The organism is Pseudomonas sp. SK2 (genome assembly GCF_016772395.1).
Taxonomy (GTDB): domain Bacteria; phylum Pseudomonadota; class Gammaproteobacteria; order Pseudomonadales; family Pseudomonadaceae; genus Aquipseudomonas; species Aquipseudomonas taiwanensis.
This window is the reverse complement of the sequence record NZ_CP061944.1, coordinates 539,812-566,121: the sequence shown is the minus strand read 5'-3', so window position 1 is coordinate 566,121 and position 26,310 is coordinate 539,812. Positions and strand designations below refer to the sequence as shown.

Annotated in this window: 23 protein-coding genes, 1 pseudogene and 1 riboswitch; of the genes and pseudogenes, 7 read left to right on the top strand and 17 right to left on the bottom strand. The window is 63.0% G+C overall.

Going from position 1 to position 26,310, the window contains the following annotated elements; genetic code table 11:
* Positions 1-3 precede the first annotated feature (3 nt).
* The 7 genes from IF103_RS02455 to IF103_RS02425 all read right to left on the bottom strand — a co-directional run bounded on the left by IF103_RS02455 (position 4) and on the right by IF103_RS02425 (position 6,176).
* Positions 4-522, bottom strand: a complete 519-nt coding sequence (locus IF103_RS02455; protein WP_023378447.1) for a retropepsin-like aspartic protease family protein — start codon at positions 520-522, stop codon at positions 4-6.
* On the bottom strand, positions 519-1,505 hold the full coding sequence (locus IF103_RS02450; RefSeq protein ID WP_023378445.1) for an esterase-like activity of phytase family protein: 987 nt from the start codon (positions 1,503-1,505) through the stop codon (positions 519-521). Before IF103_RS02450 ends, IF103_RS02455 begins: the two co-directional genes overlap by 4 nt.
* Positions 1,502-3,406, bottom strand: coding sequence for a DNA topoisomerase IV subunit B (gene parE / locus IF103_RS02445; protein WP_027907959.1), 1,905 nt, complete (start codon positions 3,404-3,406; stop codon positions 1,502-1,504). The genes IF103_RS02450 and parE overlap by 4 nt, the downstream gene beginning before the upstream one ends.
* 35 nt (positions 3,407-3,441) lie before the next feature.
* Positions 3,442-4,050, bottom strand: coding sequence for a YqiA/YcfP family alpha/beta fold hydrolase (locus IF103_RS02440; protein WP_023378442.1), 609 nt, complete (start codon positions 4,048-4,050; stop codon positions 3,442-3,444).
* 176 nt (positions 4,051-4,226) lie between these two features.
* On the bottom strand, positions 4,227-5,030 hold the full coding sequence (cpdA, locus tag IF103_RS02435; protein ID WP_023378440.1) for a 3',5'-cyclic-AMP phosphodiesterase: 804 nt from the start codon (positions 5,028-5,030) through the stop codon (positions 4,227-4,229).
* 85 nt (positions 5,031-5,115) lie between these two features.
* Positions 5,116-5,568, bottom strand: coding sequence for a DUF1249 domain-containing protein (locus tag IF103_RS02430; protein WP_027907958.1), 453 nt, complete (start codon positions 5,566-5,568; stop codon positions 5,116-5,118).
* Positions 5,559-6,176, bottom strand: a complete 618-nt coding sequence (locus tag IF103_RS02425; RefSeq protein ID WP_023378437.1) for an NUDIX domain-containing protein — start codon at positions 6,174-6,176, stop codon at positions 5,559-5,561. Before IF103_RS02425 ends, IF103_RS02430 begins: the two co-directional genes overlap by 10 nt.
* 184 nt (positions 6,177-6,360) lie before the next feature.
* On the opposite strand from IF103_RS02425, the gene IF103_RS02420 reads away from it, so the two are divergent.
* Entirely contained in the window at positions 6,361-7,107 is a 747-nt protein-coding gene (locus tag IF103_RS02420) for an RsiV family protein (protein ID WP_023378435.1), read from the top strand.
* On the opposite strand, the gene cytX is transcribed toward IF103_RS02420, so the two are convergent.
* The gene (cytX, locus tag IF103_RS02415) at positions 7,076-8,359 is read right to left on the bottom strand and encodes a putative hydroxymethylpyrimidine transporter CytX (RefSeq protein ID WP_202675837.1); all 1,284 of its coding nucleotides are present in this window, start codon (positions 8,357-8,359) and stop codon (positions 7,076-7,078) included. The two genes, IF103_RS02420 and cytX, sit on opposite strands and share 32 nt — an antisense overlap.
* 126 nt (positions 8,360-8,485) lie before the next feature.
* Entirely contained in the window at positions 8,486-10,372 is a 1,887-nt protein-coding gene (gene thiC / locus IF103_RS02410) for a phosphomethylpyrimidine synthase ThiC (protein ID WP_023378431.1), read from the bottom strand.
* Between the two features lie 159 nt (positions 10,373-10,531).
* A riboswitch (TPP riboswitch) is annotated at positions 10,532-10,638 on the bottom strand.
* 161 nt (positions 10,639-10,799) lie between these two features.
* Here thiC and IF103_RS02405 point away from each other — a divergent pair.
* The gene (locus tag IF103_RS02405) at positions 10,800-12,230 is read left to right on the top strand and encodes a TolC family outer membrane protein (protein ID WP_027907956.1); all 1,431 of its coding nucleotides are present in this window, start codon (positions 10,800-10,802) and stop codon (positions 12,228-12,230) included.
* A 50-nt stretch (positions 12,231-12,280) separates the two neighbouring features.
* Here the strand turns inward: IF103_RS02405 and waaA are convergent, their stop codons facing one another.
* Both waaA and IF103_RS02395 read right to left on the bottom strand, forming a co-directional pair.
* Positions 12,281-13,552 carry a lipid IV(A) 3-deoxy-D-manno-octulosonic acid transferase gene (waaA, locus tag IF103_RS02400; protein ID WP_023378429.1) on the bottom strand — a complete coding sequence of 424 codons (1,272 nt, stop codon included), beginning with the start codon at positions 13,550-13,552 and terminating at the stop codon, positions 12,281-12,283.
* 36 nt (positions 13,553-13,588) lie between these two features.
* Positions 13,589-14,479 carry a LysR family transcriptional regulator gene (locus IF103_RS02395; protein WP_023378428.1) on the bottom strand — a complete coding sequence of 297 codons (891 nt, stop codon included), beginning with the start codon at positions 14,477-14,479 and terminating at the stop codon, positions 13,589-13,591.
* A gap of 86 nt (positions 14,480-14,565) precedes the next feature.
* On the opposite strand from IF103_RS02395, the gene IF103_RS02390 reads away from it, so the two are divergent.
* From IF103_RS02390 to IF103_RS02375, 4 genes are all read left to right on the top strand, one after another.
* Positions 14,566-14,898 (top strand): DMT family transporter, encoded by a 333-nt coding sequence (locus IF103_RS02390; RefSeq protein WP_023378427.1) that lies wholly within the window; start codon positions 14,566-14,568, stop codon positions 14,896-14,898.
* Positions 14,899-15,041: 143 nt separating this feature from the next.
* Positions 15,042-16,217 (top strand): NAD(P)/FAD-dependent oxidoreductase, encoded by a 1,176-nt coding sequence (locus IF103_RS02385; RefSeq protein WP_027907953.1) that lies wholly within the window; start codon positions 15,042-15,044, stop codon positions 16,215-16,217.
* Positions 16,214-17,026 carry an aldo/keto reductase gene (locus IF103_RS02380; protein ID WP_023378425.1) on the top strand — a complete coding sequence of 271 codons (813 nt, stop codon included), beginning with the start codon at positions 16,214-16,216 and terminating at the stop codon, positions 17,024-17,026. Before IF103_RS02385 ends, IF103_RS02380 begins: the two co-directional genes overlap by 4 nt.
* 50 nt (positions 17,027-17,076) lie before the next feature.
* Entirely contained in the window at positions 17,077-18,039 is a 963-nt protein-coding gene (locus tag IF103_RS02375) for a metal ABC transporter ATPase (RefSeq protein ID WP_202675836.1), read from the top strand.
* A gap of 35 nt (positions 18,040-18,074) precedes the next feature.
* Here the strand turns inward: IF103_RS02375 and hldE are convergent, their stop codons facing one another.
* From hldE to IF103_RS02360, 3 genes and pseudogenes are all read right to left on the bottom strand, one after another.
* Positions 18,075-19,496 (bottom strand): bifunctional D-glycero-beta-D-manno-heptose-7-phosphate kinase/D-glycero-beta-D-manno-heptose 1-phosphate adenylyltransferase HldE, encoded by a 1,422-nt coding sequence (hldE, locus tag IF103_RS02370; RefSeq protein ID WP_023378423.1) that lies wholly within the window; start codon positions 19,494-19,496, stop codon positions 18,075-18,077.
* Positions 19,497-19,627: 131 nt separating this feature from the next.
* Positions 19,628-21,436: a lipid A export permease/ATP-binding protein MsbA gene (gene msbA, locus IF103_RS02365; RefSeq protein ID WP_023378422.1), complete on the bottom strand. Its 1,809-nt coding sequence runs from the start codon at positions 21,434-21,436 to the stop codon at positions 19,628-19,630.
* Positions 21,437-21,454: 18 nt separating this feature from the next.
* A pseudogene (locus IF103_RS02360) lies at positions 21,455-22,626 on the bottom strand (O-antigen ligase family protein); the annotation flags it as partial.
* Positions 22,627-22,725: 99 nt separating this feature from the next.
* Between IF103_RS02360 and IF103_RS02355 the strand changes: the two are divergent.
* Positions 22,726-23,331, top strand: a complete 606-nt coding sequence (locus tag IF103_RS02355) for a BUD32 family EKC/KEOPS complex subunit (protein WP_023378420.1) — start codon at positions 22,726-22,728, stop codon at positions 23,329-23,331.
* A gap of 3 nt (positions 23,332-23,334) precedes the next feature.
* Here IF103_RS02355 and IF103_RS02350 read toward each other — a convergent pair whose 3' ends face one another.
* The 3 genes from IF103_RS02350 to IF103_RS02340 form a co-directional block, all read right to left on the bottom strand.
* The gene (locus IF103_RS02350) at positions 23,335-24,426 is read right to left on the bottom strand and encodes a glycosyltransferase (protein ID WP_023378419.1); all 1,092 of its coding nucleotides are present in this window, start codon (positions 24,424-24,426) and stop codon (positions 23,335-23,337) included.
* 44 nt (positions 24,427-24,470) lie between these two features.
* Entirely contained in the window at positions 24,471-25,244 is a 774-nt protein-coding gene (locus tag IF103_RS02345; RefSeq protein ID WP_104883018.1) for a glycosyltransferase family 2 protein, read from the bottom strand.
* A 64-nt stretch (positions 25,245-25,308) separates the two neighbouring features.
* Entirely contained in the window at positions 25,309-26,265 is a 957-nt protein-coding gene (locus tag IF103_RS02340; RefSeq protein ID WP_023378417.1) for a glycosyltransferase family protein, read from the bottom strand.
* Positions 26,266-26,310: the final 45 nt, after the last annotated feature.

Here is a 26,310-nt window from a genome sequence, read left to right as displayed (position 1 = left end):
TCGTCATTTCAGGTTCTGGCGCAGCAGCATGGTGCCGCCGCGCTGGGTAAATTCAAGTTGTTTCAGCGCGCTCATGCCCAGCAGTACCGTCTGGCCATCCAGACCGGGCACTACCAGTGCGCGCACGCCTTGCAGGCGGATATCGCCCAACTGCAGGCTGTCCAGGCGAGTCCGATAGCCCTCGGTGCGACCGTTGGCGGTGCTCAGGGTCACCGGGCTGCCCCGCTCCAGGTCCAGGTCGCGGGCTAGCGTTTCGGGTATCGCCACATCCGTAGCGCCAGTGTCGAGCATGAAATGCACCCCCTGGCCATTGATCGCGCCGTCCGCGACGAAATGGCCCTGGCCATTGCTCAGCAAGCGCACCTCGATGAAACCTTCGCCATGCTCGGACTGCACGTGCACGTTCGGATTGTGTTCACGGGCTTCCCAATCACCAAAAAAACGCGTGGCCAGAAACAGCGCCGCCACCCAGGCGACGAACATCAGGACCTTGCCCGCGCGCTTTCCCGGTGGCTGGCTCATGGCTTGGCACTCCAACCACCTTCGGGCGCAGCGAAGCGCCAGACGATCGGGCGCGTTTCACCGTCGGCACGGTCGCCGTTGTTGTTGTCCAGGCCGACCCAGGCCCCTTTCGCATCGATTACCAAGGCCTCGGCCAGACCGAACGGCTGATCATAGCGGCGCCCCTCCACCAGGGCATCGGCGGCGAACGACCAGCAACGCTCGACCGTGCCCGTACCGGCATCGCGACGGCAGATGCGGTAGGCGTTGCGCTCGAGCGTGAATAGCTTGCCGTCGAACCAGGCCAGATCGGAAAAGTCTCGCGATAACGCTTGCGGGTTAGGCATCTGTGCGGGCTGCATCTCGACACCGGCCTCGCTGAGCAGCACGCAACTGCGCTCGCAGGTCCAGACCGACTGCTGGCGCTGCACCGCCACCAGGCCCCGGCGCTCACGCTCTGCTGCCAACCACAGGCGGTCGCCCGCCGGGTTGATCGCCAGTCCTTCGAACAAGGCATTGAAGTTCAGCAGCATGCCACTGGCACGGGCCTGGCGAATCATCGCAGGGTCGATCTTCAACCAGACTGGCTCCCCGTCGACGGGCAACTGCAGCACCGCCGCGTGGGCCTCGCTGACCAGGAAGATATTGCCTGCCTGATCGCAGGTAATGCCTTCGTAGTCCAATTCGCCACCGCGAATGTACGAAGCCGCCCAGTTGCGCGACTTCAGCCCCCAGGGCAAGCCGCTTTCCGGCACGGGCGGCGGCGTGAAGGTCAGCGGCTGGGCACGCCAGACTGCACCTTGCTGGTCGAAGCGGTAGATGCGGTCGTCATCCCGGTCGGACACGCCCCATAAGCCGCCGCGGCAAAAGGCCAGACCGGACAGGTTGCCACCACGCATGCCCTCGATCGGGTGCTCTGCGGTGAGCTTGAGCTCCGGCCAGTTGCCCGCCAGGCTCGGCAGGGCAACCAACGCAAGGCAGGCCGCGAACAGCAGACGAATCAAACCAGGACCTCGGCCAGGTTACCTTTGGTTTCCAACCAGCTCTTGCGGTCACCGGCACGCTTCTTGGCCAACAGCATGTCCATGATTTCGGTGGTGCCCTGCAGATCATCCAGGGTCAGTTGGACCAGGCGCCGGGTGTTCGGATCCATAGTGGTCTCGCGCAGCTGCGGCGGGTTCATTTCACCCAGGCCCTTGAATCGGGTGACCTGCGGCTTGCCACGCTTCTTCTCGGCCACCAGGCGGTCGAGAATACCGTCGCGCTCAGCCTCGTCGAGGGCGTAGTAGATTTCCTTGCCCAGGTCGATGCGGTACAGCGGCGGCATCGCCACATAGACGTGGCCGGCCTCGACCAGCGGCCGGAAGTGCTGCACGAACAGGGCACACAACAAGGTTGCGATATGCAGGCCGTCGGAGTCGGCGTCGGCGAGGATGCAGATCTTGCCGTAACGCAGCTGCGACAGGTCCGCGGCACCCGGATCGACGCCGATGGCAACGGCGATGTTGTGCACTTCCTGGCTGGCCAGGACTTCGCCACCGTCCACTTCCCAGGTGTTGAGGATCTTGCCGCGCAGCGGCAGGATCGCCTGGAACTCCTTGTCGCGCGCCTGCTTGGCCGAGCCACCGGCCGAATCACCCTCGACCAGGAAAAGCTCGGCCCGCATCGGGTCCTGACCTGCGCAGTCCGCCAGTTTGCCAGGCAGCGCCGGGCCCTGGGTCACGCGCTTGCGCTCGACCTTCTTGCTGGCTTTGAGGCGGCGGCCGGCGTTACTGATGGCAAGCTCCGCCAGTTGCATACCCATCTCGGGGTGGGCGTTGAGCCACAGGCTGAACGCGTCCTTGACCACGCCCGAGACGAACGCCGCCGCCTCGCGGGAGGACAAGCGCTCCTTGGTCTGACCGGAAAACTGGGGTTCCTGCATCTTCATCGACAGGACGAAGGTGATGCGCTCCCAGACATCTTCCGGCGCCAGCTTCACACCCCGTGGCAGCAGGTTACGGAACTCGCAGAACTCGCGCATGGCGTCGAGCAGGCCCTGGCGCAGGCCATTGACGTGGGTACCGCCCTGGGCGGTGGGAATCAGGTTGACGTAGCTTTCCTGAACACTGTCACCGCCCTCAGGCAACCACAACAGTGCCCAGTCGACGGCTTCCTTGTTGCCCGCCAGGCTGCCACAAAACGGCTCATCGGGCAGGCGCTGGAACTCGCTGACCGAGTCGACCAGGTAAGAACGCAGGCCGTCCTCGTAATGCCACTCGACTTTCTCGCCCGTGGACTTGTCCTCGAAGCTGACCAGCAGGCCCGGGCACAACACGGCCTTGGCCTTGAGCACATGCTTGAGGCGGCTGATGGAAAACTTCGGCGAATCGAAATACTTCGGGTCGGGGCTGAAGTACACGCTGGTACCGGTGTTGCGCTTGCCCACCGTACCGACCACTTCCAGCTCGCTGGCCTTGAAGCCGTCGGCGAAGGTCATCTGGTATTCGTTGCCGTCGCGCTTGACGCGCACACGCACCTGGGTCGACAGGGCGTTGACCACGGAAATACCGACACCATGCAGGCCGCCGGAGAACTGGTAGTTCTTGTTGGAGAACTTGCCGCCTGCGTGCAGCTTGGTCAGGATCAGCTCGACCCCCGACACGCCTTCTTCAGGGTGGATGTCCACCGGCATGCCGCGGCCATCGTCGCTGACTTCCAGCGAGTGGTCGGCGTGGAGGATCACCTGCACCGAACGGGCGTGGCCGGCCAAGGCTTCGTCGACACTGTTGTCGATGACTTCCTGAGCCAGGTGGTTCGGCCGGCTGGTATCGGTGTACATGCCCGGCCGCTTACGGACCGGGTCAAGGCCCGAGAGGACTTCGATGGCGTCTGCGTTATAGGCGCTAGCGCTGGGATTGGCCATGGGTTCTCGTCGTCAGTCTGGTGAATGCAAAAAGATCAAAATACAGAAAAATCGAGCGCTGCGTACTGCCCTCGGGCAATACCGGCAAACGCCAGCAAAGCCGGCAACCGCTGGGCAAAGCCTTGGAAGCCGTGATCGCCTCCGGCCTGGATACGCAGGGCGCACGCGCGGTAATAGCGCTCGGCATGGCGGTAGTCCAGGGTTTCATCGGCGGTCTGCAGCCACACTTGATAGCGGCTTGGGTCCGTGGGCGCCGGCACTTCCAGTTCGGCCAGGGCCTGCACATGATCCAGGGTCAGCTCCCAGGTTTCATCGGTGTAGAAGTTGCGCTGGGTACCCAGGTAGCCGTCGAACAGCTTGTGCGGGGTAACCGCTGGGTTGACCAGCAAGGCCTTGAGGCCATGGCGCTCGGCCAGATGGGTGGCATAGTAGCCGCCGAGCGAACTGCCTACCAGCAGGGGCTTGCCCAGTTCGGCGATGGCCGCTTCGAGCTGGGCGATGGCCTGGCGCGGATGATGGTGCAAAGCGGGTATGCGCACGTGGTCGGACAGCCCCAACTGCTGCATGACGGCCTCCAGCTGCCGCGCCTTGGTTGAAAGCGGCGAGCTGTTGAAGCCATGGATATAGAGGATGGAACCCGACATGCTGCCCCCGGAATCTGTGGCTTCGCGCCCGATCGGAGTGGGCGCAGGGACGCGCAGTGTAGCGTGTTCGCCGGGTTTTGGCGCTGGATCGGGAATTTCGCAACACAATCTTCAATCAAGCATCGGCCGCGATGTGGCCCGCTGGCGACACCAGGCCGCGTCGACGGGCGTTCACCTCAGTAGCCGGGGCTGTCGAAGTCGAGCTTCACTTCGAAATCCAGCGCCCGCTCCACGCCGGTCTCCAACCGTCCGTCGGCATGCAGACGCAACCAGCGATACCCTGGCTGTTCCTCACTCACCTTGAACTCTTCGCTGCGCGCTGCGAATTGGATGCAGGTCGAGGGTGTGGCCAGCAAACGCAGCCCATCGCGCACTTCATCCCACTCTTGGTGAACATGCCCCCACAGCAACGCCTTCACCTGTGGATAACGTAGCAGGCGCTGCAGCAGTACATCGGCGTTACGCAGGCCGATCGGGGCGATCCAGGCGCAACCGATGTCCACCGGCTGATGGTGGCAGCACACCAGGCAGTGGCGCTCGCCGGCACCTGCCAGCGCTGCGTCCAGCGTGGCCAGTTGCTGATCTGCCAGCAAGCCGTGGGTTGCGCCGACGACTGCCGAATCGAGCATCACGATGCGCCAGGCGCCGATATCGGTCACGGCCTGCGTCTGCTCCGGCGCTACCTCGGCCATCACCCGGGCTTCGTCATGATTGCCTGGCAACCAGCGGGACGGCGCACCGAACTCAGCGGTGAGCGCTCGAAAAGCCTGGTAGGAAGCCACGCTGGCGTCCTGGGACAGGTCACCTGTGCACAGCAGCAAGTCGATGCGCGGCTGCTCACGGCGCACCTGGGCAATCACGTGGCGCAGGCTGTCCCGAGTCCTCAAGCCCAGCAGCGAACCAGCCGGGTCGGCGAACAGGTGGGCGTCGGTCAGTTGCACCACATGAATGGGTGCCGGTAGGGAGTCTGGGTGCGGCAACGGCCGTCTCCTCGAACGGATATTGCACGGATTATGGCGGCGGAAGGCTTTCGAGCAAATACTCGAAACCAACCCGCGTCACATTTCAGCGCACACTTGCCAGTTCGTGACCACAGGCCAGGCAGTGACTCAGCCATTCGCCCAGGAACAGATTGAGCTGGGCTTTTTCGTCCGGCTGGTGCATGGCGGCATTGGGGTACGGGTAGATGCTGCGCAGGCGTCGGGCGTGCTCGGCACTGACCACCTCGGCCATGCGCGCATCGTGATACACCTGCACCTCCAGGTGCGGCACCGGCAGCCAGGGCAGGCTGTGCTCCTGGCGTACGCGCAAGGTGGTGGTATAGGGGCATGCCAGCACCACGTCGAGCACCAGTACGCCAAGCATCTGGTCGCCCTGGGTCATGCCGATGCGGCGCGAACTCTGGGTGGTGCGCATGTCTGGCAGCAAGCGCATGAGCCGGGCATAGTTGGCCTCACAGGCTGCCTGCAGCCCGGCCAGATCTACCCGATAACGCTCACGCAACAGGTTCACTTCCACATACCTCGTACTTCGTCTCGATTCAACGCCAGCCACTGCAACCCGATTATGGTCGCGGCATTGCAGATACGCCCGTCACGTACCGCTTGCAGGGCATCTTCGAATGACCACACGCGAACACGAATGTCCTCGCCCTCTTCTTCCAGGCCGTGCAGGCCACCGGCGCCTTCGCTGCTGCAACGACCGAGGAACAGATGAACGTACTCATCGCTACCGCCCGGAGACGGGAAGTAGCGGGTCATTGGCCACAGCGCGCTGAAGGTAAGCCCTGCCTCCTCTTCAGCCTCGCGATGGGCGACTTCTTCTGGCTGCTCGTCCTTGTCGATCAGCCCCGCCACCATCTCGATCAGCCACGGGTTGGCGACCTTGTCCATGGCGCCCACGCGAAACTGCTCGATCAGCACCACCTCATCGCGCAACGGGTCGTAGGGCAGCACACAGACCGCGTCATGCCGCACGAACAGTTCGCGACTGATCTCGCGGCCCATGCCTCCAGCGAACAGCTCGTGGCGCAGGTGCACCTTGTCGAGCTTGTAGAAACCCTGGAAACAATTGACCCGCTTGACGATCTCGACCGCCTTGGGCACCGAATTGAACGTGTCTGACATGGAAATCCTCATGACCTCATTTACCGCATCGCGCCATCCTACTCTGCACGCCAGCCTGTTTCATCCCTTTCTGGCAACCGTTCGCCCACTCGGGACAGCAGGCCTTCTCTCTGTTAGCTTAGTGGCGAACTGAAGGCCGCGCCGACGGTCAAAGGGCGACTTTTCCTGTTCTGCAAGGATCATCATGACACTGGTCAAACTGACTTCCGTGGCCGTGCTGGCACTGGCGCTTGGTGCCTGCCAAAGCGTGTTCGCACCCAACTACCGGGCTCCGCTGGAGGTCAAGCGCGACGCCTGGGAGCATGTAAAACCTGGTTGCACCGAAAGCGACTGCCCGCTGGTGAACATCGACACCATCCACTTCCCGGCGCTGCCCAAGCTCGACGGCATCGTCGAGCAACGCCTGCTGCAACTGACCGAAGATAACCAGCGTGGCACCGCGCCTGCCTCGCTGCAGGCCTACGAACAGCACTACCTGGCCAGCGCCGACAAGCGCAATAGCAGCTACCTGCAGGCCAAGGTACGCGAGCAGCATGACGGACTGGTGATCATCGAACTGTCCAGCTACCTGGACAGCGGCGGTGCACATGGCATGCCAGGACGCGGCTTCATCAACTACTCGCGCAAGCTGGACAAAGTGCTGACCTTGCAGGACATGCTGGTGCCCGGCCAGGAAGACACCTTCTGGAAGACCGTCGAAGAGTCCCACCGCGCTTGGCTGATCAGCGTTGGCATGGACAAGGATGCCGAGTTCGTGAAGACCTGGCCGTTCAAGAAGTCGCCGCACATCGCCCTGACGTACGGCGCGGTAGTGGTGAAGTACGAAGTCTATTCCATCGCGCCCTATTCCATGGGCCACGTCGAGCTGAAGATCCCGTACCCACGCCTCAATGGCGTGCTCAAGCCCGAACTGTTTCCCGGCCGCGGCTGACGCTCAGTAGCGCATGCAGCCCACCTGCCAGTACCAGTGCTGGCAGGGTCGCGCCAAACTCAGGGGCCTGCGCGGCAATCGTGTGATAAGCGGCAACACCCACCACCCAGGCCACCAGCGCTTGCCAGTGCAGCCCTTCGACCAACGCTGGCGCGCGGCGGCGGCGGATCACGAAGTGGTCCATCAGCACCACGCCGAACAGCGGCGCGAACACAGAACCGATCAGCAGCAGGAAGTTCTCGTACTGGGCCAGCGGCGCCAGCAGCGCGATGAGGGTGCACACCACGCCGATGGCCAGGGCCAAGTGCTCGACTTTGAAGCGCACCAGCACGCTGGTCGAGACTGCAGCGGAGTGGATATCGGCGAACGCCTTCTCCGACTCGTCCAGCAGGATCAGCAACAGCGGGATACCGATACCCGCGCCAGCCAGGGCCAACAGCAGGGCATTGGCCTCGCCACTCGACGCAAAGGCCAGGGTGTAGGCCACGCCCAGGCTCATCAGCCAGGTGTTGCCGATGAAGTAACCCAGCACGGTACCGCCGAAGACGCGCTTGGCACTGCTGGCGAAACGCGAGTAGTCGGCAATCAGCGGCAACCAGGACAGCGGCATGGCGATGACGATGTCAAAGCCTACGGCCAGCGACATCGAACCGTCACCGGCACGTGCCCACAGCTCGGCCAGGTCGGCCTTGGCGAACAGGTTCCAGGTCAGCCACAGGCAGGCGGCCATCAACACCCAGATACCCCATTTGCGCAGAATCTTGCGTACGAAAGCCAGCGGCCCGCTGACCGCAAGCAAGGTGGCCATGGCACCGAAACACACCGTCCACAGCATCGGGCTGTTCCACAGGCTGTCCTCGCCGAAGGCGCGTGCGCCGAGCAGGCTGGCGGCATCGCGCATGACGATGATCTCGAACGCGCCCCAACCAACCAGTTGCAGCAGGTTGAGCACTGCCGGCAGTCGGGCGCCATGGCGGCCCAGGCTCAAGCGCAGGGTGCCCATGGCGGGCAGGCCGGTGTCGCTGCCGATGCCGCCAGCGGCCCCGAGCAACAGCACGCCCACGCCTGTGCCGAGGGCGATGGCCAGAACGGCTCCCGCCAGCCCCAGGCCGGGGGCAAGCATGGCACCGACCTGCAGGACCATCAGGCCGATGCCGAGGGAGAACCAGAGTGCGAACAGGTCGCGGGCACCGAACAGGCGGTGGCTGGAGGGGACCGGGTGGTCCGCGGAGAAGTGGCTGGGGGTGGTCATGCTTGTAGCTCGCCGGATTTGTTGTTGGGGTTGGCGCGGCACAAGGCCGCTCCCACAAAGATCACGCGATCTCAGGGGGAGCGGCCTTGTGTCGCGAAAGGGCTGCAAAGCGGCCCCAAGGTCTACTTACACCTTCTTGTAGAGCTGGCTACCTTCCTGGCGGAACCGCTCGGCCTGCTCGCGCATGCCCTCCTCAACCGACACATCGACCGAGTCGATACGCTGGTTGGCGGCATATTCACGTACTTCCTGGGTGATCTTCATCGAACAGAACTTCGGCCCGCACATTGAGCAGAAGTGGGCGACCTTGGCCGACTCCTTCGGCAGGGTCTCGTCGTGGAACGCGCGGGCAGTGTCCGGGTCCAGACCGAGGTTGAACTGGTCTTCCCAACGGAATTCGAAGCGCGCCTTGGACAAAGCGTTGTCACGAATTTGCGCGCCAGGGTGGCCTTTGGCAAGGTCGGCCGCATGGGCGGCGATCTTGTAGGTGATGATGCCGGTCTTGACGTCATCCTTGTTCGGCAGGCCCAGGTGCTCCTTGGGGGTTACATAGCAAAGCATGGCGCAACCGAACCAACCGATCATCGCCGCACCAATGCCAGAGGTGATGTGGTCGTAGCCTGGGGCGATGTCGGTCGTCAGCGGACCGAGGGTGTAGAACGGCGCCTCGTCACAGCACTCAAGCTGCTTGTCCATGTTCTCTTTGATCAACTGCATCGGCACATGGCCAGGACCTTCGATCATGCACTGCACGTCGTGTTTCCAGGCGATCTTGGTCAGCTCGCCGAGGGTTTCCAGTTCACCGAACTGGGCGGCGTCATTGGCGTCGGCGATCGAGCCTGGGCGCAGACCATCGCCCAGCGAGAAGCTGACGTCGTAGGCCTTCATGATTTCGCAGATCTCGTCGAAGTGCGTGTACAGGAAGTTTTCCTTGTGATGCGCCAGGCACCACTTGGCCATGATCGAGCCGCCACGGCTGACGATGCCGGTAACCCGCTTGGCGGTCAGCGGCACGTAGCGCAGCAGTACGCCAGCATGGATGGTGAAGTAGTCAACGCCCTGCTCGGCCTGTTCGATCAGGGTGTCGCGGAACAACTCCCAGGTCAGGTCCTCAGCGATACCATTGACCTTTTCCAGGGCCTGGTAGATCGGCACCGTGCCGATCGGCACCGGCGAGTTGCGGATGATCCACTCGCGGGTTTCATGGATGTGCTTGCCGGTGGACAGGTCCATGACGGTATCCGAGCCCCAGCGGATACCCCAGGTCAGCTTGGCCACTTCTTCCTCGATGGAGGAACCCAGGGCACTGTTGCCGATGTTGCCATTGATCTTCACCAGGAAGTTGCGGCCGATGATCATCGGCTCCAGTTCCGGGTGGTTGATGTTGGCCGGGATGATCGCGCGGCCGCGAGCGATTTCCTCGCGAACGAACTCGGGTGTGATTTCCTTCGGGATGCTGGCACCGAAGCTGTGGCCAGCGTGCTGCTGGTTCAGCAGGCCGGCGGCGCGGGCTTCCTGCAGCTTCATGTTTTCGCGGATGGCAACGTATTCCATCTCGGCGGTGATGATGCCCTGGCGGGCGTAGTGCATCTGCGTGACGTTGGCACCAGGCTTGGCGCGACGCGGATTGCGCACATGGGCGAAGCGCAGCTTGGCCAGCTCGGCATCGTTCAGGCGCTGCTGGCCGAAATCAGAGCTCAGCCCGTCCAGGCGCAGGGTGTCGCCACGGGCATCGATCCAGGACGAACGAACATCGGCCAAGCCTTTGCGCACGTCAATGACGACATTGGGGTCGGTGTAGGGACCGGAGGTGTCATAGACCAGCACCGGTGCGTTGGTCTCGCCGCCAAAATCGGTGGGGGTGTCGTGCAGGCTGATCTCGCGCATGGGCACGCGGATGTCCGGGCGCGAACCTTCGACGTACACCTTGCGCGAACGCGGGAAGGGTTGCACGGACTGCTGGTCGACTTGTGCCGACTCGCTGAGGTTGATCGTTTTTTCTTGTTTACTCATCACAGGCTCTCCAGACGTCTTCCTTGCGGACGGAATGTCGGGGTGAACCTGAAAGACGCGGACGCACCCCCTGGACGGGTGTGCAGTGCCGGTACATGGAGGTGCCTTGAGCTACGCGAGCTGTGACATTCCCGGACCTGGCACAAGAGGCTCCCCGGGAAGGCGAGCAATCTTGTTCCCTACGCAGGCGCTAACCTGATCAGGTTCAACGGGATCCGGAACTTTCCGATCTCAGCCTTTGCTTCAAGGCACCCCGACAAGAACATGCGCAGTCTAGACTGGAGTGGTCGGCAAAGCCAAGCGACTAAAACGCACGGATGATGAAAGGCACCGTCGACGATTGTTGCCAGCTGCACATGGCACTACACTGGCCGGTCTTTCGATACTCAACAGTTCAGTAATTAAATTTCGTACAAGGATTGCCTCTATGCTGCGCAAACTCTCACTGGCGATAGCCGTGTCTTGTGCGTCCAACGGAGTGGTCTGGGCAGCGGATGTGCCCGCAACGGTAAAGACCGATCTGGTCAGCGTCTACCAGGAAGCGGTCGATAACAACGCCGACCTGGCTGCGGCCCGCGCCGACTACGGCGCCCGTCGCGAGGTGGTGCCCCAGGCCAGGGCCGGGTTGCTGCCGAACCTGTCGGCAGGTGCCGAAATGATGAACACCCGCACCAAGTTCGATGAGCCATCGATCACCTCCAACCGCAGCGGCAATTCGTGGAGCGCGACCCTCTCGCAACCGATTTTCCGCGCCGACCGCTGGTTCCAGTTGAAGGCAGCCGAGTCTGTCAATGAACAGGCGGCGCTTGAGCTGTCGGCCACCGAGCAGAACCTGATCCTGCAAACCGCGCAGAACTATTTCGCCGTACTCCGCGCCCAAGACAACCTGGCCGCCACCAAGGCCGAGGAGGCGGCGTTCAAGCGCCAGCTGGATCAGTCCAACGAACGTTTCGACGTGGGCCTCTCCGACAAGACCGACGTCCTGCAATCGCAAGCCAGCTACGACACTGCCCGGGCCAACCGGATCATTGCCGAACGCCAGGTCCAGGATGCCTTCGAGGCCCTGGTGACCCTGACCAATCGCGAATACGCCTCGATCCAGGGCGTGGTCCACACCCTGCCGGTGCAGGTGCCCACGCCCAATGATGCCAAGGCCTGGGTCGAAACCGCTGCTCGCCAGAACCTCAACCTTCTGGCCACCAACTATGCCGTCACCGCCGCTGAAGAGACCTTGCGCCAGCGCAAGGCCGGCCATGCGCCCACGGTCGATGCGGTAGCTCGCTACCAGAAGGGCGATAACGACAGCCTCGGATTCAGCAACCCGCAGCCAAACGTGCGCTATGCCGGCGACGTTGAGCAAACCAGCATCGGCCTGCAACTGAACATCCCGATCTACAGCGGCGGTCTGACCAGCTCACAGGTACGCGAGGCCTACCAGCGCCTGAGCCAGAGCGAGCAGCAGCGCGAAAGCCTGCGCCGCCAAGTGGTGGAAAACACCCGTAACCTGCACCGCGCGGTCAACACCGACGTGGAACAGGTCCAGGCGCGCAAGCAGTCGATCATTTCCAACCAGAGCGCGCTCGAAGCCACCGAGATCGGCTACCAGGTCGGTACCCGCAACATCGTCGACGTGCTCGACGCCCAGCGCCAGCTGTATACCTCGGTGCGCGACTACAACAACAGCCGGTATGACTACATTCTCGACAACCTGAGCCTGAAACAGGCTGCCGGAACCTTGAGCCCGCAGGACCTGCAGGACCTCAAGCGGTATCTGAAGCCAGACTACAACCCGGACAAGGACTTCCTGCCACCGGATTTGGCAGCGGCGGCGGCGAAGAATTTCGAGCGCAGGCCGTAGGTCGGTGCTGCATCATCGCCGGCGTGCCGGCGATGATGCCTGCTCGGATTTCAGCCAATCAACGCCCCAAGCCCATCCAGCAACCGCTGCAACGCCCCCTGGTTCGCCAACATCACCTGCTTGCCCGCCGCCCCCATGCGCTGGGCATCCTGAGGCAGCTCGACCAGCCGACGTACTGCCGCCGCCAGCCCTTCGACATCATCCACCTGCTGCAACGCCCCTGCGTCTCGCAACATCGCGCTGATCTCGAGGAAGTTGAACACATGCGGGCCCATGATCACCGGCAACGACAGCGCCGCTGGCTCTAACGGGTTATGACCGCCGGTGGCGACAAGACTGCCGCCGACGAAGGCGATATCGGCCAGCGCATAGAGGAACAGCAACTCACCCATGGTGTCGCCCAGCAGCACCTGGGTCTGGCTGTCGACGGCACCACCCGAGGAGCGGCGCACAGTAGTGAACTGCTCACGGCACAGGGCATGCACGGCATTGAAGCGCTCAGGGTGGCGAGGCACCAGAATCAGCAGCGCGTCGCCATGTACCTGCAGCAACTGGCGGTGCGCCTGCAAGATCAGGGCGTCTTCGCCTTCGTGGGTACTGGCGGCGATCCACACCGGGCGCTGGTCGGCCCCCCACTGCCCGCGCAATGCCTGCGCCCGAGGCTGCAGTTGCTCGTCGATCTTCAAGTCGAACTTGATCGAGCCGGTCACCTTCACGCATTCAGGCCGTGCGCCCAGGTCACGGAATCGCTGGGCTTCGGTTTCGGTTTGCACCGCGATGAGGTTCATCTCGGTGAGCATCGGCCGGGTCAGGCCAGCAAACCGTGCGTAGCCACGGGCCGACCGTTCGGATAGCCGTGCATTGGCCAAGGCCACGGGAATGCCGCGCTTGGCGCACTGGTGAATGTGATTGGGCCAAAGTTCGGTTTCCATGATGATGCCCAGACGTGGACGCACATGGTCCAGAAAGCGCCCCGCCGCCCACGGCAGGTCATAGGGCAGGTAGCAATGCTGGATGCGCGGCTCGTCGCCGAACATCGCGCGGATGCGCTCCGATCCAGTCGGGGTCATGCAGGTGAGGGTGATCGGCAGGTCCGGGTAGGCCTTGAGCAGGGCGCGAACCATGGGTGCGGCGGCAATGCTCTCGCCTACCGACACCGCATGCACCCAGATCCCCCCTTGGCGCATGGCCGGAAGGTTCAGGGCAAAGCGCTCAGCGATGCGCTGGCCGTAGGCCGGCGCCTTGCGGGCACGCAGGAACAGGCGTAGCGCGACCAGCGGCAGGCCCAGGTGAAACAACAAGGAATAAAGGGTTCTGTTCATGGTGGCGAAGTGTACTAGGAACCATCTGGAAAATGGCTAGCCGATCGCGCGCAGGTGCACCGCGAAGCGCTCGGCCAGCCATTGCGCCGCCGGTCCCAAGGGCTCGTCGCGCCGCCAGGCAAGCTCCGCCACCAAAGCAGGTGGCCGCCATTCGCTGTCCAACTCGACCATCTGTGTCTGATAGGTCGGATACTGCACCACATGCCGTGGCAACCAGGCCCAGCCGAGGCCGCGCATCAGCAGTTCGGCCATGGCATAGAAGCTGTCCGCACGCCAGATCTGCGGACTGATCGCTTCGCCACCCGGGTAGCCGCTCTGCTGGGGGGTGATCAACAACTGTCGATGCCGCGCCAATTGCTGGCGGGTGACCCGTAGCTCCTTGGCGAGCGGATGCCCGACCGCGCAGACAGTGACCATTTCCACGCTGCCCAGGGCGCGCCGCTCCAGCGAACTGGGGATGCTTTCGTGATGGAAGAACAACCCCAGGTCGGCGCGCCGTTCCACCAGCTTGCGTGCCACATCCCCTTGGGCGCCGCTGGCCAACTGCACTTCCAGGAAGGGAAAACGGCTGGCCAACTCGTCAAGGCTGTCGATCACCGGCTGATAGGGCATGGCCTCGTCCTGAGCAACCCGCAACAGCGCCTCCTGCCCACGCATCAACGCCAGCGCACGGCCGTCCAGGCGCTCGCACTGGCGCAACAGCTCGCGGGCATCCTCCAGCAAGGCCACGCCGTTTTCCGTCAACTTGGGCTGACGACCGCTGCTGCGCTCGAACAAGGTCACACCCAAGTCCGTTTCGAGCATTGCGATGGCACTGCTGACCGCCGACTGCGCCCGGCGCTGCTCCCGGGCCACCGCGGAAAAGGACCGCAGTTCGGCGACACGCACGAACACGCGCAGTTGCTCGAGATTCCACTGCTCTGCCATCAACCTATCTCCAATACTGATAGGTAATGACTTTACCCCATCCAGCACATGCCTAAAATGCCCGGCAGAAACCGGAGGAAACCACCATGAATGCCTACACCTACCTGGCCATCGCCATCTGCGCCGAAGTCATCGCCACCGCCTCCATGAAAGCGGTCAAGGGCTTGAGCACGCCGCTGCCGCTGTTGCTGATGGTGTGTGGCTACGCCATCGCCTTCTGGATGCTGACCCTGGTGGTGCGCAGCATACCGGTGGGCATTGCCTACGCGATCTGGTCTGGGCTGGGCATCGTGCTGATCAGCGTGGCAGCGCTGGTGATCTACGGGCAGAAGCTGGATGTACCGGCAATGCTGGGGATGGCGATGATCGTCGGGGGCGTGGTAGTGATCCAGCTGTTTTCGAAGACTGCCGGACACTGAGTCGCCTGGGTGTTCGGCCTCCCCGGCAAGCCGGCGGCTAGGCGGCCGGCGCGGTCGTGGAAGGAGGCGGATAGCGCAGCGATAGGGTCATGACAAGGTAAGCCTGTATACTTGCCAGCTGTCCCAGTCTCCGAGGTACCGCCATGCCATCTGCCATTTCCACTGACGTATTGATCGTCGGCGCCGGGGTCGCAGGCCTCTGGCTCAATGCTCGTCTGCGCAGACTGGGCTATTCGACAGTGCTGGTGGAGCGTGCCAGCCTGGGCGGTGAGCAGACCATCAAATCGCAAGGCATCATCCATGGCGGCACCAAGTACGCCCTGCACGGCGCCCTGACCGGCGCCTCGGAAGCCATCGCCGACATGCCGCGACGTTGGCGCGAAGCCTTGGCCGGCACCGGCGAGCTGGCGCTGGACAAGACCCGCCTGCTGTCCGATGCGCACTACCTGTGGTCCCCCGGCACCCTGGCCGGCAACCTCACCAGCTTTTTCGCCAGCAAGGCAGTGCGTGGCCGGGTAGACCAGGTCAAGGGCGAGCAACTGCCGCCTGCCCTTCAAGACCGCGCGTTCAAGGGCAAGGTCTATCGCCTGGCCGAACTGGTGATCGACGTCCCCAGCCTGCTTGCCAACCTGGCCGAGCTGGCCGGTGACAGTCTGCTGGCGGGCGAGCAGATCGAACCCTTGCGTGAAGGCCAAGCGCTGGTCGGCTTGCGCGTCGATGGCCGTGAAATCCGCGCCCAGCGCATCGTCCTCAGTGCAGGTGGCGGTACCGAGGCGCTGTTGCAGGCCCTCGGCCTCAACCAGCCAGCGATGCAGTTGCGGCCGCTGCACATGGTCATGGCCAAAGGGCCGAACCTCAAACCCCTCTACGCCCACTGCCTGGGCGGCGGCCCGAAGCCACGGGTGACGATCACCACTCACCCGGCAGCCGATGGCCAGTGGGTGTGGTACATGGGTGGCGACCTGGCCGAAGCCGATGGCGTAGCCCGCGACCCAGCCGCGCAGATCGCCGCGGCGCAAAAGGAAATCGCTCACCTGCTGCCATGGGTAGACCAGACGCTACTGAAATGGGCGACCTTGCGTGTGGATCGCGCCGAACCCGCGCAATCTGGCCTGGTACGCCCGGACAATGCCTTCCTGGCCGACCAGCAGCGTCTGCTGGTCGGCTGGCCGACCAAACTGGCATTGGCCCCCGACTTCAGTGATCGGGTACTGGCAAGTCTCGATCGCGATGGCATTCGCCCAAGCGCTCAACCCGCCCTCGATAACCTTCCGCGCCCGGCGCTGGGCGTACCGGCCTGGGAGCAACTGCTGCCATGACCCTGCCTACCCTGCACGACATTCACCGCCCGCTGGGCAGCACCGGCTTCAAGGTGTCGCCCTTGGGCCTGGGAACGGTCAAGCTCGGCCGCGACCAGGGCGTCAAATACCCGAACGGCTTCACCATTCCAGACGATGACGAAGCACGCCTGCTGCTGGCCCAGGCCCGCGAGCTGGGTATCAACCTGATCGACACCGCACCGGCCTATGGCCGCAGCGAAGAACGTCTGGGCCCACTGCTGCGCGGCCAGCGCGAGCAATGGGTGATCGTCAGCAAGGTCGGCGAGGAATTCGAGAACGGCCAGTCGCACTTCGATTTCAGCGCCGCCCATACCCGCCGCTCGGTTGAGCGCAGCCTGCGCCGCCTGGAAACCGACCGCATCGAACTGGTGCTGGTGCACTCGGACGGCAATGACCTGGCCATTCTCGAGCAGCAGGAGGTCTATCAGACCCTTGCCGAGCTCAAGCAAGAGGGCAAGATCCTGGGCTTCGGCTTTTCCGGCAAGACGGTCGCCGGCGGCCTGAAGGCGCTGGAGACCGGCGATTGCGCCATGGTCACCTACAACCTCAACGAGCAGGCAGAGCGCCCGGTCCTGGACTACGCTGCCGAACATGGCAAAGCCATTCTGGTGAAGAAGGCCCTGGCCAGCGGGCACATCTGCCTGGCCCCTGGTGTCGACCCGGTGCAAGCCAGCTTCGAGCTGCTGTTCTCCCACCCTGGTGTGAGCAGTGCTATCGTCGGCACCATCAATCCGTTGCATCTGGCCCACAACGTGGCCACTGTCGCCCGCATCCTGAGCCAGCACTGAGCCGTCTGGGCCTAAGGTCTGGAGACTGATCCGACGCAAGGAGGAGCCTCGTGCCGCGTACGCTGATTCGCAAGAACCCAAGCAACTTCAAGACACTGCCCCTGCATGTCGAAGCGACGCCCGAAGGCCTGATCTACCAGAGCATCGGCATGCCGCTGAACTTCGCTCAGACCCAGCAGCGGCGCAAGGCCATCGAGCTGCCGGACAACCAGCGTTTCGTGGTCGAGCTAGCCAACCTGGGCGTCTCGGTACGCCTGACCCTGCACTGGCAGCACCGCGACTACTGGGTGCTGGTGCGCCAGCGCCGCCAGGACCGGGGCGATGTGGTGCTGAAACTGATATCCGGATATGTCCCCGCACAAGAGCTCAACCTGCCCCTGCACACGGCAGTGCAGGAGGTGGCCGAGGAATGCTTGCTGGAAACCCCGGAAGGCTGGCTGGGGGGACGCTTCAACGACACCTGGCTACCCGCGCCCTATGCCGCTGCCTTGCATTATCGTGAAACCTTGCCCTTCATCCTCACACCGGAATCCGGCGCCGCTCGCCCTGTGCATTGCGGCAACCTGATGCTACTGGAGCGGCCCAGGGCCTATGTGCATTTGCCCACCGCCTCGTTGCAGTTGATCTACGACATGCGCCTGCAGGTACCCCGGGACGCCAAGAAACTCAGCCTGTTTCACGTCGATGAGCGGCTGGAGGGTGACCAGCTGGTGGCGCGGCTCAACCGCAAACGGCCTGACCTGTACCTGATGCCCCTGAAAGACGGCCAACCGCTGGCCGAGCTGTACACCCTGGGGAAAGACGAACTGGTGCCGGCCAGCACACGAGGGCTTTACCTGGCGGAGAGTTTCGCCAACCAGACAGGATGGGTCGTCAAGGAAGAGCGGATACGCTGGAAGGATTGGCTGAAACAGCAGGGGTTGGCCGATAGCAATACCGGCTCGCACTTGCGCCGGTTCGGTGAAAAGGCACGGGCGTTGCTGGCGCGGGCGCGAACCTCGTTGCACAAGTAACGCGTGGGGCCGCGAAGCGGCCCCTCTAACCTATTTCAGTGCTTGCGGATTTTCTCGACGATCGCCGTGGTCGAGCTGTTCTCGACCAGCCCCAGCACCTTCACGGTACCGCCGTAAGCCTTGACGATATCAGCGCCCACTACCTGGTCGATGCCGTAGTCACCGCCTTTGACCAGCACATCCGGCTTGACCTGGCTCAGCAGGTTCTCCGGCGTACTCTCAGGGAAGCTGATCACCCAGTCCACCGCACCCAGGCCTGCCAGCACGGCCATGCGCCGGTCGACGCTATTGATCGGCCGCCCAGGGCCTTTCAGACGGCTGACCGAAGCATCGTCATTGACCGCGACGATCAGGCGATCGCCCTGGGCCCTTGCCTGCTCCAGGTAGGTGACATGGCCGGCATGCAGGATGTCGAAGCAACCGTTGGTGAAGACGATCTTCTCTTTGTGCGCGCGGGCATCGTCGATAGCCAGCAACAACTGCTCCAGGCCCAGCACACCGCGCTCGGAGCCCTCCTCGCGCTGAATCGCCCGGCGCAATTCAGGCGCGCTGATGGCCGCAGTACCCAGCTTGCCGACCACGATACCGGCCGCCAGGTTGGCCAGCGCCACCGCGTGGGGCAGGTCCTCGCCAGCAGCGATGGCGGCCGCCAGGGTGGAAATCACGGTGTCGCCGGCACCGGTGACATCGAACACTTCACGGGCACGCGCGGGCAGGTGAAGGGCTGGCTGACCCGCACGCAGCAAGGTCATGCCGTGCTCGCCACGGGTCACCAGCAGTGCTCCCAGGTCCAGGTCCTGCAACAGTTGCAGCCCTTTGGCGACCAGTTCGGTCTCATCGGCGCAGCGGCCGACGATGGTTTCGAACTCGCTGAGGTTCGGGGTAATCAGGCTCGCGCCACGGTAGATGGAAAAGTCCTTGCCCTTGGGGTCGGCCAGCACCGGAATGCCTTTGGCCCGCGCCGCCTGGATCAGGCTTTGGTGATTGCGCAAAGCGCCTTTGCCGTAGTCGGATAGCACCAACACCTTGACGCCTTCGAGCAGGTTGTCGACCTCAGCGCCCAGCGACAGCGGGTCGGTGGCGAAGGGTTCTTCGAAGTCGATACGCAGCAGCTGCTGGTGACGGCTCATGACCCGAAGCTTGACGATGGTCGGCTGGTGCGCAATGCGCTGGAACACCGAACGCACGCCAGCGGCATGCAGGCTGTTGGCCAGGCTGTCGGCGGCCTCGTCCTGGCCGGTGACACCGACCAGCAACGCAGGCGCGCCGAGCGCCGCGATGTTCAAGGCAACGTTGGCCGCACCGCCGGGACGATCCTCGATCTGATCGACCTTGACCACCGGCACTGGCGCTTCCGGCGAGATACGCGAAGTACCGCCATGCCAGTAGCGGTCAAGCATGACATCGCCGACCACCAGTACCGGGGCTTGATCGAAACGCGGCATGGACAACTTCATGGGCAACCCAAAATGAAAAAATGAACAGGGGCAGGATATTAGCACAGGGTGGACGACGGCTTTACGGCCAGATCAGGCCCTGGAAAATTCCGGTGACAATCGGGGCCACAAGGGCCCCGACACAGGGTGTTTCAGGTGATGTCGGCCTTTTCGGGCTCGTCCAGGCCCATGGCGTGCAAGCGGGCATAATAGCCATTGGCTGCGAGCAGCTCGGCATGGGTGCCGCGCTCCACCAAACGCCCCTGGTCCATCACCAGAATCTGGTCTGCCTTTTCGATGGTAGACAATCGGTGGGCGATCACCAGCGTGGTACGACCTTGCATCACATGGTCCAGTGCCGCCTGGATATGCCGTTCGGACTCGGTATCCAGCGCCGAAGTCGCCTCATCGAGAATGAGCAATGGCGCGTTCTTGAGCAGCGCACGAGCAATGGCCAGGCGCTGGCGCTGGCCGCCGGACAACAGCACGCCGTTCTCGCCGACCTCGGTGTCGAAGCCCTTGGGCAGCTGGTCGATGAACTCCTTGGCATAGGCATCGGCGGCTGCGGCTTCGATATCCGCGCGCGGAGCCCCGGCCAGGTCGCCGTAGGCAATGTTGTTGGCCACGGTGTCGTTGAACAGGGTCACGTGCTGGTTCACCTGAGACACATGGCGACGCAGATTGCGCAAGCGGTAGTTCTCGATCTCCACGCCATCGAGCAGGATCTGCCCCTTGTCATGGTGATAGAAGCGCGGAATCAGCGCCGCCAGGGTCGACTTGCCGCTACCCGAACGCCCTACCAGAGCGATCATCTGCCCAGGTTCTGCGACAAAGCTGATGTCGCTGAGCACTTCGCGGTCGGTCCCTGGATAGGTGAAGCTCAGGTTCCGAACTTCAAGACGGCCGTCCACACGCGCCTTCTCGACCGTGCCCGTGTCGACTTCCGGCTCTTCGTCGAGCTGCTCGAAGATGCTTTCCGCACCTGCGAGGCCTTTCTGGATGGTCGAGCTGACTTCGGAAAGCTGACGGATCGGCTTGGGCAGCAGGCCTGCCGCGGTGATGTAAGCCACCAGGTCACCGGCGGTGGACTCGCCACGCAGGAACAGGACCAGGAACATCAGGGCAGCCATGGCGGTGTAGATCACCAGCTGCAACATGGGCGTGTACAACGCGCCAGTCTTGGTCATGCGCAGCTGCTTGTCGGTGTTGCTCTGGCTGGCACGACCGAAGCGGCGCTCTTCGTAGGCCTCGCCGCCGAAGCTGCGCACCACGCGGTAGCCCTGGATGGTCTCGGAGGCAACATGGGTCACATCGCCCATGGCCACCTGGATCTTCTTGCTCTGCTTGCGGAATTTCTTGCTGGCCACGCTCACCATGACCGCGATCACTGGCAGGATGGCGACCATCACCAGGGTCAGGTGCCAGTTCATCCACAGCAGGTAGGCGAACAGGAACACCACGGTAAGGCCTTCACGGATGACCACCTTGATCGCATCGGTTGCCGCGCCGGTGACCATGGTCACGTTGAAGGTGATGCGCGAAATCAGGTGCCCCGAGTTGTGGTTGTCGAAGTAACGGTTAGGCAACACCAGCAACTTGTTGAACAGCTCGACGCGCAGATCGTGCACCAGGCACAGGGAAACCTTGGCCAGGAAGTAGTTGCCGAGGAAGGACCCCAGCCCCTGCCACGCGGCGATCAAAATGATCAGCAAGGGGACTGCCTGCAGCAATTGCAGGTCGCGCAGGTAAGGCACATTGGGGAACAACACCGCTTCCGGGTTGCTCAGGCCGTCGACGAAATACTTGAGGATCCCGGCCAACATTGGCTGGGTCGAGGCGAATATGACGAAACCCACGATACTCAGCAGGAAAATGCCGACGTAAGGTTTCACGTAGCTCAGCAGCCGGAAATAGATCTTCAGGCTGGAGGTATGCTCCGCAGGTCGCGGTGTTTCGGCCATCATTGAGCTCGCTGTTGAGGTTGAACGGCGAATTTTACCACAGGCGTCATTTTCGGCACTCCCCAGGGTAACAACATGGCCAAACCCACGGGCAGCCAGCTGATGAACCACTCTGCACGGGGCGTAGCGGTAAGACTGGCGGCATCGAATTGCATGGCCAGCGTGGAGAATAGCCAAAGGCCGAGCAACACCTTGCCGAACAGGCTGCTCCGGGCACGCAGGATTTCCCGCAGGGCCGACAGCCACACGGCAATCCACAGCAACATCCCCGGTACCCCCAGTTCAAGGGCCACATGGGTGAACATGTTATGGGTGTGGTCGAAGCGCCTGCCCGCTGCAAACACGTTGTAATCACCCCCCAGCCCCACGCCGGTCCATGGATGCTGGGCGATCATCTGCAACGCCACCTGGAAAATCTCGGGCCGATAGGACGCACCGCGCAGGGTGAGCAGGTCGTACATGAAGAACAACGCCATGCCACTGGCCAGCAGTGCCAAAGCCGCCACCAGGCGGCTGTACCGGTCACGGAACCACAGCGGCGCAACCACCACGGTAAAGACCAGCGACAGGATCGCCCCACGGCTCTGACTGAACGCGACGAATGCCCCCAGCAGTAGCAAAGCCAGCAGCCAGGCCAACTGCAGGCCACGATGAAGCGGAACCTCGTACAACAACACCAGCAATCCAGCGCCAATGACATAGGCACCCAGGATGGGGTGCGAAATCTCGCCGATGCCTTGCAGCCTGGACCGCAGCGCGAGCCCATGCACCCCGTAGAAGTTGATCATCGATACCAGCGCCGCGACCGCCAGCAACAGCCCACCGGCCTGCAGCAAGCGCCGCAGCCTGGGCTCGCCAGCCTGCGCCAGCAAGGGGAACGCCAGCAGGAACACCAGGATATACAGCAGGCGCTTGCTTTCACGCAGCACTTGAGGGTTCGCTGACCAGGCCAGGCTGATGGCGCTCCAGGCCAGCAGCAACAGCACGCTGCACCACAATACGGGCTGACGCCGAAAGGCCTCGGCCAGCACCTGTCGGGCAGGCCATGCCATGATCAGGGTCGGCAACCAAAGGAACAGGATCAAACCCTGCTGGTAGACCTTGTTGCTGGGTGCCAGTGCGATTGCCGCCATGAACCAGACCAGACCGAAACCCAACCAGACCTGCGCCCAGCTTTTCTGATGCAACATCTGCGCTCCCTGTGAATCACCGACACCGACATGGTGCTCACGCGTTATTTTCGGCATTATTGCCGGTCATTTTGTTCGCCAGACGGCAAGGCCCTACTCATGCATAGCTCCCGGCTCACCCAGGTCGAATTCGATCAGCTGACACTCGGCGCCCAGGTGCTCGAGGCAGACAGCCATGGAGCCAAAGTCTATCTGCTCAAGGATGGCAATTTCCTCAAGGTTTTCCGCCGCAAGCGTCTGATTTCATCTGCGCTGCTGCGCCCCTACTCCCAGCGCTTCGTCGACAACGCCGCACGCCTGGCGCAGTTGGGTATTCCGACACTGGAGGTCATCAGTCAGCACAAGCTCGACCTGCCGGGCAGGACGGCGGTGCTGTACCGCCCGCTGCCAGGCCGGACATTGTTGCAGATGTCGCGCGACGAAGGCTTCAGCTGGGACACCTACCTGCCAGAACTGATCACGCTGATTCGCCACTTGCACCGCTCTGGCATCTACTTCCGCTCGCTGCACCTGGGCAACGTGGTCGTTACCCCCGACCAGCGCCTGGGGCTGATCGACGTGGCGGACATGCGCTTCCTGCGCCCACCGCTGTCGGCGCGGATGATCCGACGCAACGTCCAGCACATGGTGCGCTATATCGAACGAGAGAAACTGGGCGATCGCTTCCCGCTCGCCGAATTCGAAGCCAGTCTGCTGGCCCGCTGAGGGTCAGCCACGCAGAAGGCTCGCCGAGCTTTCCTGAAACATCTGCCATGCCTGTTCCGGCGCCAGCACCTGGCGCTGCCGAGCAGCCATGGAGGCAGGGTCAAGCGTGATGCAGCGCTCTATCGCCACCGCCCACTCGCAAGCGTCGCCCACAGGTAAATAGCAGCCGGCGTCCTGCAACTGCTCGCGAAATACCGGCAGGTCGCTGCAAATCACAGGCACACCGGCCAGCACCGCTTCCTGCACCACCAGCCCCAAACCTTCCGAGCGCGAAGGGATCAACACCCAGTCGAATGCGCGGTACAGCTGCTGCACGTCCTCTCGATGACCGCGCAAGTGTATGCGCTCGGCCAAGCCCAACGCCTCGATTCGCGCCTGCAGGGTGGCGTGCAGCGGCCCATCGCCGAGGATCGCCAAGTGTAGGTGCGCTTGCCGGGAGGCGGCCTTGGCGAAGGCCTCGATCAGCATCTCGAACCCCTTCCCCTCCACCAGGCGGCCCACGGCCCCAAAGACCAGGTTTGGCGGCGGCAGCAGCTTCAGGGTATGTCGGGCTTGCGCCGCGTTGAGCGACGACTCGGCAACAGCCTTCGGGTCGAGCGCGATACGCAGCGTCCTGACCGGCTTGCCCAGGTCGTGCGACAGGGATTGGGCAAGGGTTTGCGAAACCGCCGCAAGATTCAGGCGGTCGGAGGGCTGTTCACGCAGCAGGCGAATGTCGGCGGCGCTTAGCCGGGTTCCGCCATGGAACAACACATTGGCCCGTAGTTCTGGCACCTGTCGCAATAGCGGCAGGACCAGACGGGCAACACCCACGCCGTCGAGCAGCAGCACTTCGGCCCGGGCCTCGACCAGCGCCTTGCGCAGGCGCCTGCGCAGCCACGGGCGCAGCAGGCGCCAGAGGTGGCGGCCCTTCAGGGCCCTCGGTGGCAGATGCCACTCCTGGGTCGGTCCGAGTGCATGGCACACGCCGCTGCCCAGCAACAACCAGTTGCTGATGCGCGCATCGGTGCCAATGCAGGCAAGCACCTGACAATGCACCTTGTGGATGGAGATGTACCGCGAACCACCCGACCACATCATGTTGACGATGTTCATGGCATAACGCTCCCCTCCCGCTCGAACCAGGTGGGACTGCGATCTCAGTGAACGAACAGGGTAATTCCCATACCAAGCAGCGCGCCTATCAGCAGCGTCAATGCCAGCTTCACCCGATCACGCTTGCGCCGCCTGGCCTTGCGCCGGTCTTCTCCGGGCAAGGTCACGTGCATGCCGAAGCCGGTGTGCAAGACCGCATCGCCCTCAAGAGTCACGGCGGCCAGGTTCAACTCGGCGTAACGTCGGGAAAGCGCCTTCTCCCCAGCATAGGCGGCAAATGGTGCAAGCCGCTGATAATCGCTCAGCCGTCGCAGGCCGGGATTGAGGGAAAACGCCTGCCAGTCGGCCTTGTCGGAAAGCAACGGATAACAGGGCACGCCGGCAATCACCTGGCGCTCACCCAGGTGAATGTAGGGGCTGTGAATCGCCAGATCGTGCGCGTAACTGCGAAGCCAGACCTGCAAAAGGCCCGGACTGGCCTCCAGAATGGCATGGGAGTCCTCGACGAAACCTTGCCGGTAGAACTTCCAGTCATCCTCGCAGTGGAAGATGTAGGGTGTCTTGACGTGACGATAGGCCAGGTCGATCGAGGCCAACTGACCGAGCTTGGGCCGATTGACGAACACCTGGCAGTGGGGCTTCCAGTGCTCGGGCACGCAGGCGTGCACGGCGTCGTCGCCTGAGTCCTCGGTGATGAAGACCTCGCGAATGGGTGCTGTGTTGCAACGGTCGAAACTGTCCAGGGTCTGCCTGAGCAGATCGAACCGTCCACAACTGGTCACGACGAGCGTGATGTCACTATCAACGGAAAAGCGCACCGGATTCCCTCCGCAATGCTTTCAACCGCTGCTCACCGTCCCTGGCGAGCGAAACGCCTGCTGGTCAGATGCCGAGCTTGAGACGAAGCCGCTGCAAGAACGTCAGCGGGGGATGAGGCCTCAGTGCAGGGCGCATGTGTTCGACGATGCTACGACCTACTTCTGCGAAGCTGAAACGGGATACGGACAAACGTCGTCCATTTTCTGCAATCCGCTGAGCCAGAGAAGGGTCTGCACGCAGTATACGAAGTTTTTCCTGCAGCATTGGAATGCTGTCGTAAAGGACTACGTTGTGCATGTCCTCAAGTCCCAGGGCGCGGTTCTCCGCCTCGCCCTGATCATAGGCCAGCAGCACGCAGCCGCAGGCCATGGCCTCGAAATTCTTGATCATGTACTCGCCCATGCCGACATCGGCGCTGACGAAGAAGCGGATGCGATTGAGCGTGTTGCAGTAGTCCTCACCCGACTTGGTGCGGGTCACCACCAGGTTTTCGACCCGTCCCAGTTCGTCCAGCAGGGCCTTGCGGCCACTGTAGGCCACGCTTTTGGTGCTGCCGACGAACGCGAGTTCGATATCGCGCTCGCGCCCCTGGTCGGCCAGCAGTTGCTCATCATAGCCCTTGGGCACGAACACCGCGTCGAAACCCTCCTGGCGCAGGCGTTCGCTGACCATGTAGCCCGAACTGATCACCCGCGCCCACGGCAGCTTGCGGTAGTGCGCGCTGAACTTGCCGGTGTACTTGCAGGGGATGTAGTTCTGGTAGGCATCGTGTTCGAGGATGACCAGGTTCGGTACGCTGCGGATGAATGCCACCTGGCGGATCTCCTGCTTGAAACGCAGGAAGAACAGAATCCGGTCGTAGCGCTCGACATCCACTTCACGCTTGAAGTAACGGCGCAGGTTGCGTTGGTCCTCGCTGCTCAGCCAGCGCAGGTCGCACTCGCAGTTGGCCGCGACGCCATCGTACAGGCGGTCGAGAATCGCCCGTTGTTCCTTCTGCACCAGAAATAGGACTTTCATTGCATTCCTTGGGCGCTCGGCGCCAACTCGGTCAACCGGAGGCGT

Bases quoted from the DNA above. Each gene is read 5' to 3' on its own strand.
- IF103_RS02455 (WP_023378447.1), bottom strand. From the start codon at position 522: ATGAGCCAGCCACCGGGAAAGCGCGCGGGCAAGGTCCTGATGTTCGTC.
- parE (WP_027907959.1), bottom strand. From the start codon at position 3,406: ATGGCCAATCCCAGCGCTAGCGCCTATAACGCAGACGCCATCGAAGTC.
- IF103_RS02440 (WP_023378442.1), bottom strand. From the start codon at position 4,050: ATGTCGGGTTCCATCCTCTATATCCATGGCTTCAACAGCTCGCCGCTT.
- IF103_RS02425 (WP_023378437.1), bottom strand. From the start codon at position 6,176: ATGTCAGACACGTTCAATTCGGTGCCCAAGGCGGTCGAGATCGTCAAG.
- IF103_RS02420 (WP_023378435.1), top strand. From the start codon at position 6,361: ATGACACTGGTCAAACTGACTTCCGTGGCCGTGCTGGCACTGGCGCTT.
- cytX (WP_202675837.1), bottom strand. From the start codon at position 8,359: ATGACCACCCCCAGCCACTTCTCCGCGGACCACCCGGTCCCCTCCAGC.
- thiC (WP_023378431.1), bottom strand. From the start codon at position 10,372: ATGAGTAAACAAGAAAAAACGATCAACCTCAGCGAGTCGGCACAAGTC.
- IF103_RS02405 (WP_027907956.1), top strand. From the start codon at position 10,800: ATGCTGCGCAAACTCTCACTGGCGATAGCCGTGTCTTGTGCGTCCAAC.
- waaA (WP_023378429.1), bottom strand. From the start codon at position 13,552: ATGAACAGAACCCTTTATTCCTTGTTGTTTCACCTGGGCCTGCCGCTG.
- IF103_RS02395 (WP_023378428.1), bottom strand. From the start codon at position 14,479: ATGGCAGAGCAGTGGAATCTCGAGCAACTGCGCGTGTTCGTGCGTGTC.
- IF103_RS02390 (WP_023378427.1), top strand. From the start codon at position 14,566: ATGAATGCCTACACCTACCTGGCCATCGCCATCTGCGCCGAAGTCATC.
- IF103_RS02385 (WP_027907953.1), top strand. From the start codon at position 15,042: ATGCCATCTGCCATTTCCACTGACGTATTGATCGTCGGCGCCGGGGTC.
- IF103_RS02380 (WP_023378425.1), top strand. From the start codon at position 16,214: ATGACCCTGCCTACCCTGCACGACATTCACCGCCCGCTGGGCAGCACC.
- hldE (WP_023378423.1), bottom strand. From the start codon at position 19,496: ATGAAGTTGTCCATGCCGCGTTTCGATCAAGCCCCGGTACTGGTGGTC.
- msbA (WP_023378422.1), bottom strand. From the start codon at position 21,436: ATGGCCGAAACACCGCGACCTGCGGAGCATACCTCCAGCCTGAAGATC.
- IF103_RS02355 (WP_023378420.1), top strand. From the start codon at position 22,726: ATGCATAGCTCCCGGCTCACCCAGGTCGAATTCGATCAGCTGACACTC.
- IF103_RS02350 (WP_023378419.1), bottom strand. From the start codon at position 24,426: ATGAACATCGTCAACATGATGTGGTCGGGTGGTTCGCGGTACATCTCC.
- IF103_RS02340 (WP_023378417.1), bottom strand. From the start codon at position 26,265: ATGAAAGTCCTATTTCTGGTGCAGAAGGAACAACGGGCGATTCTCGAC.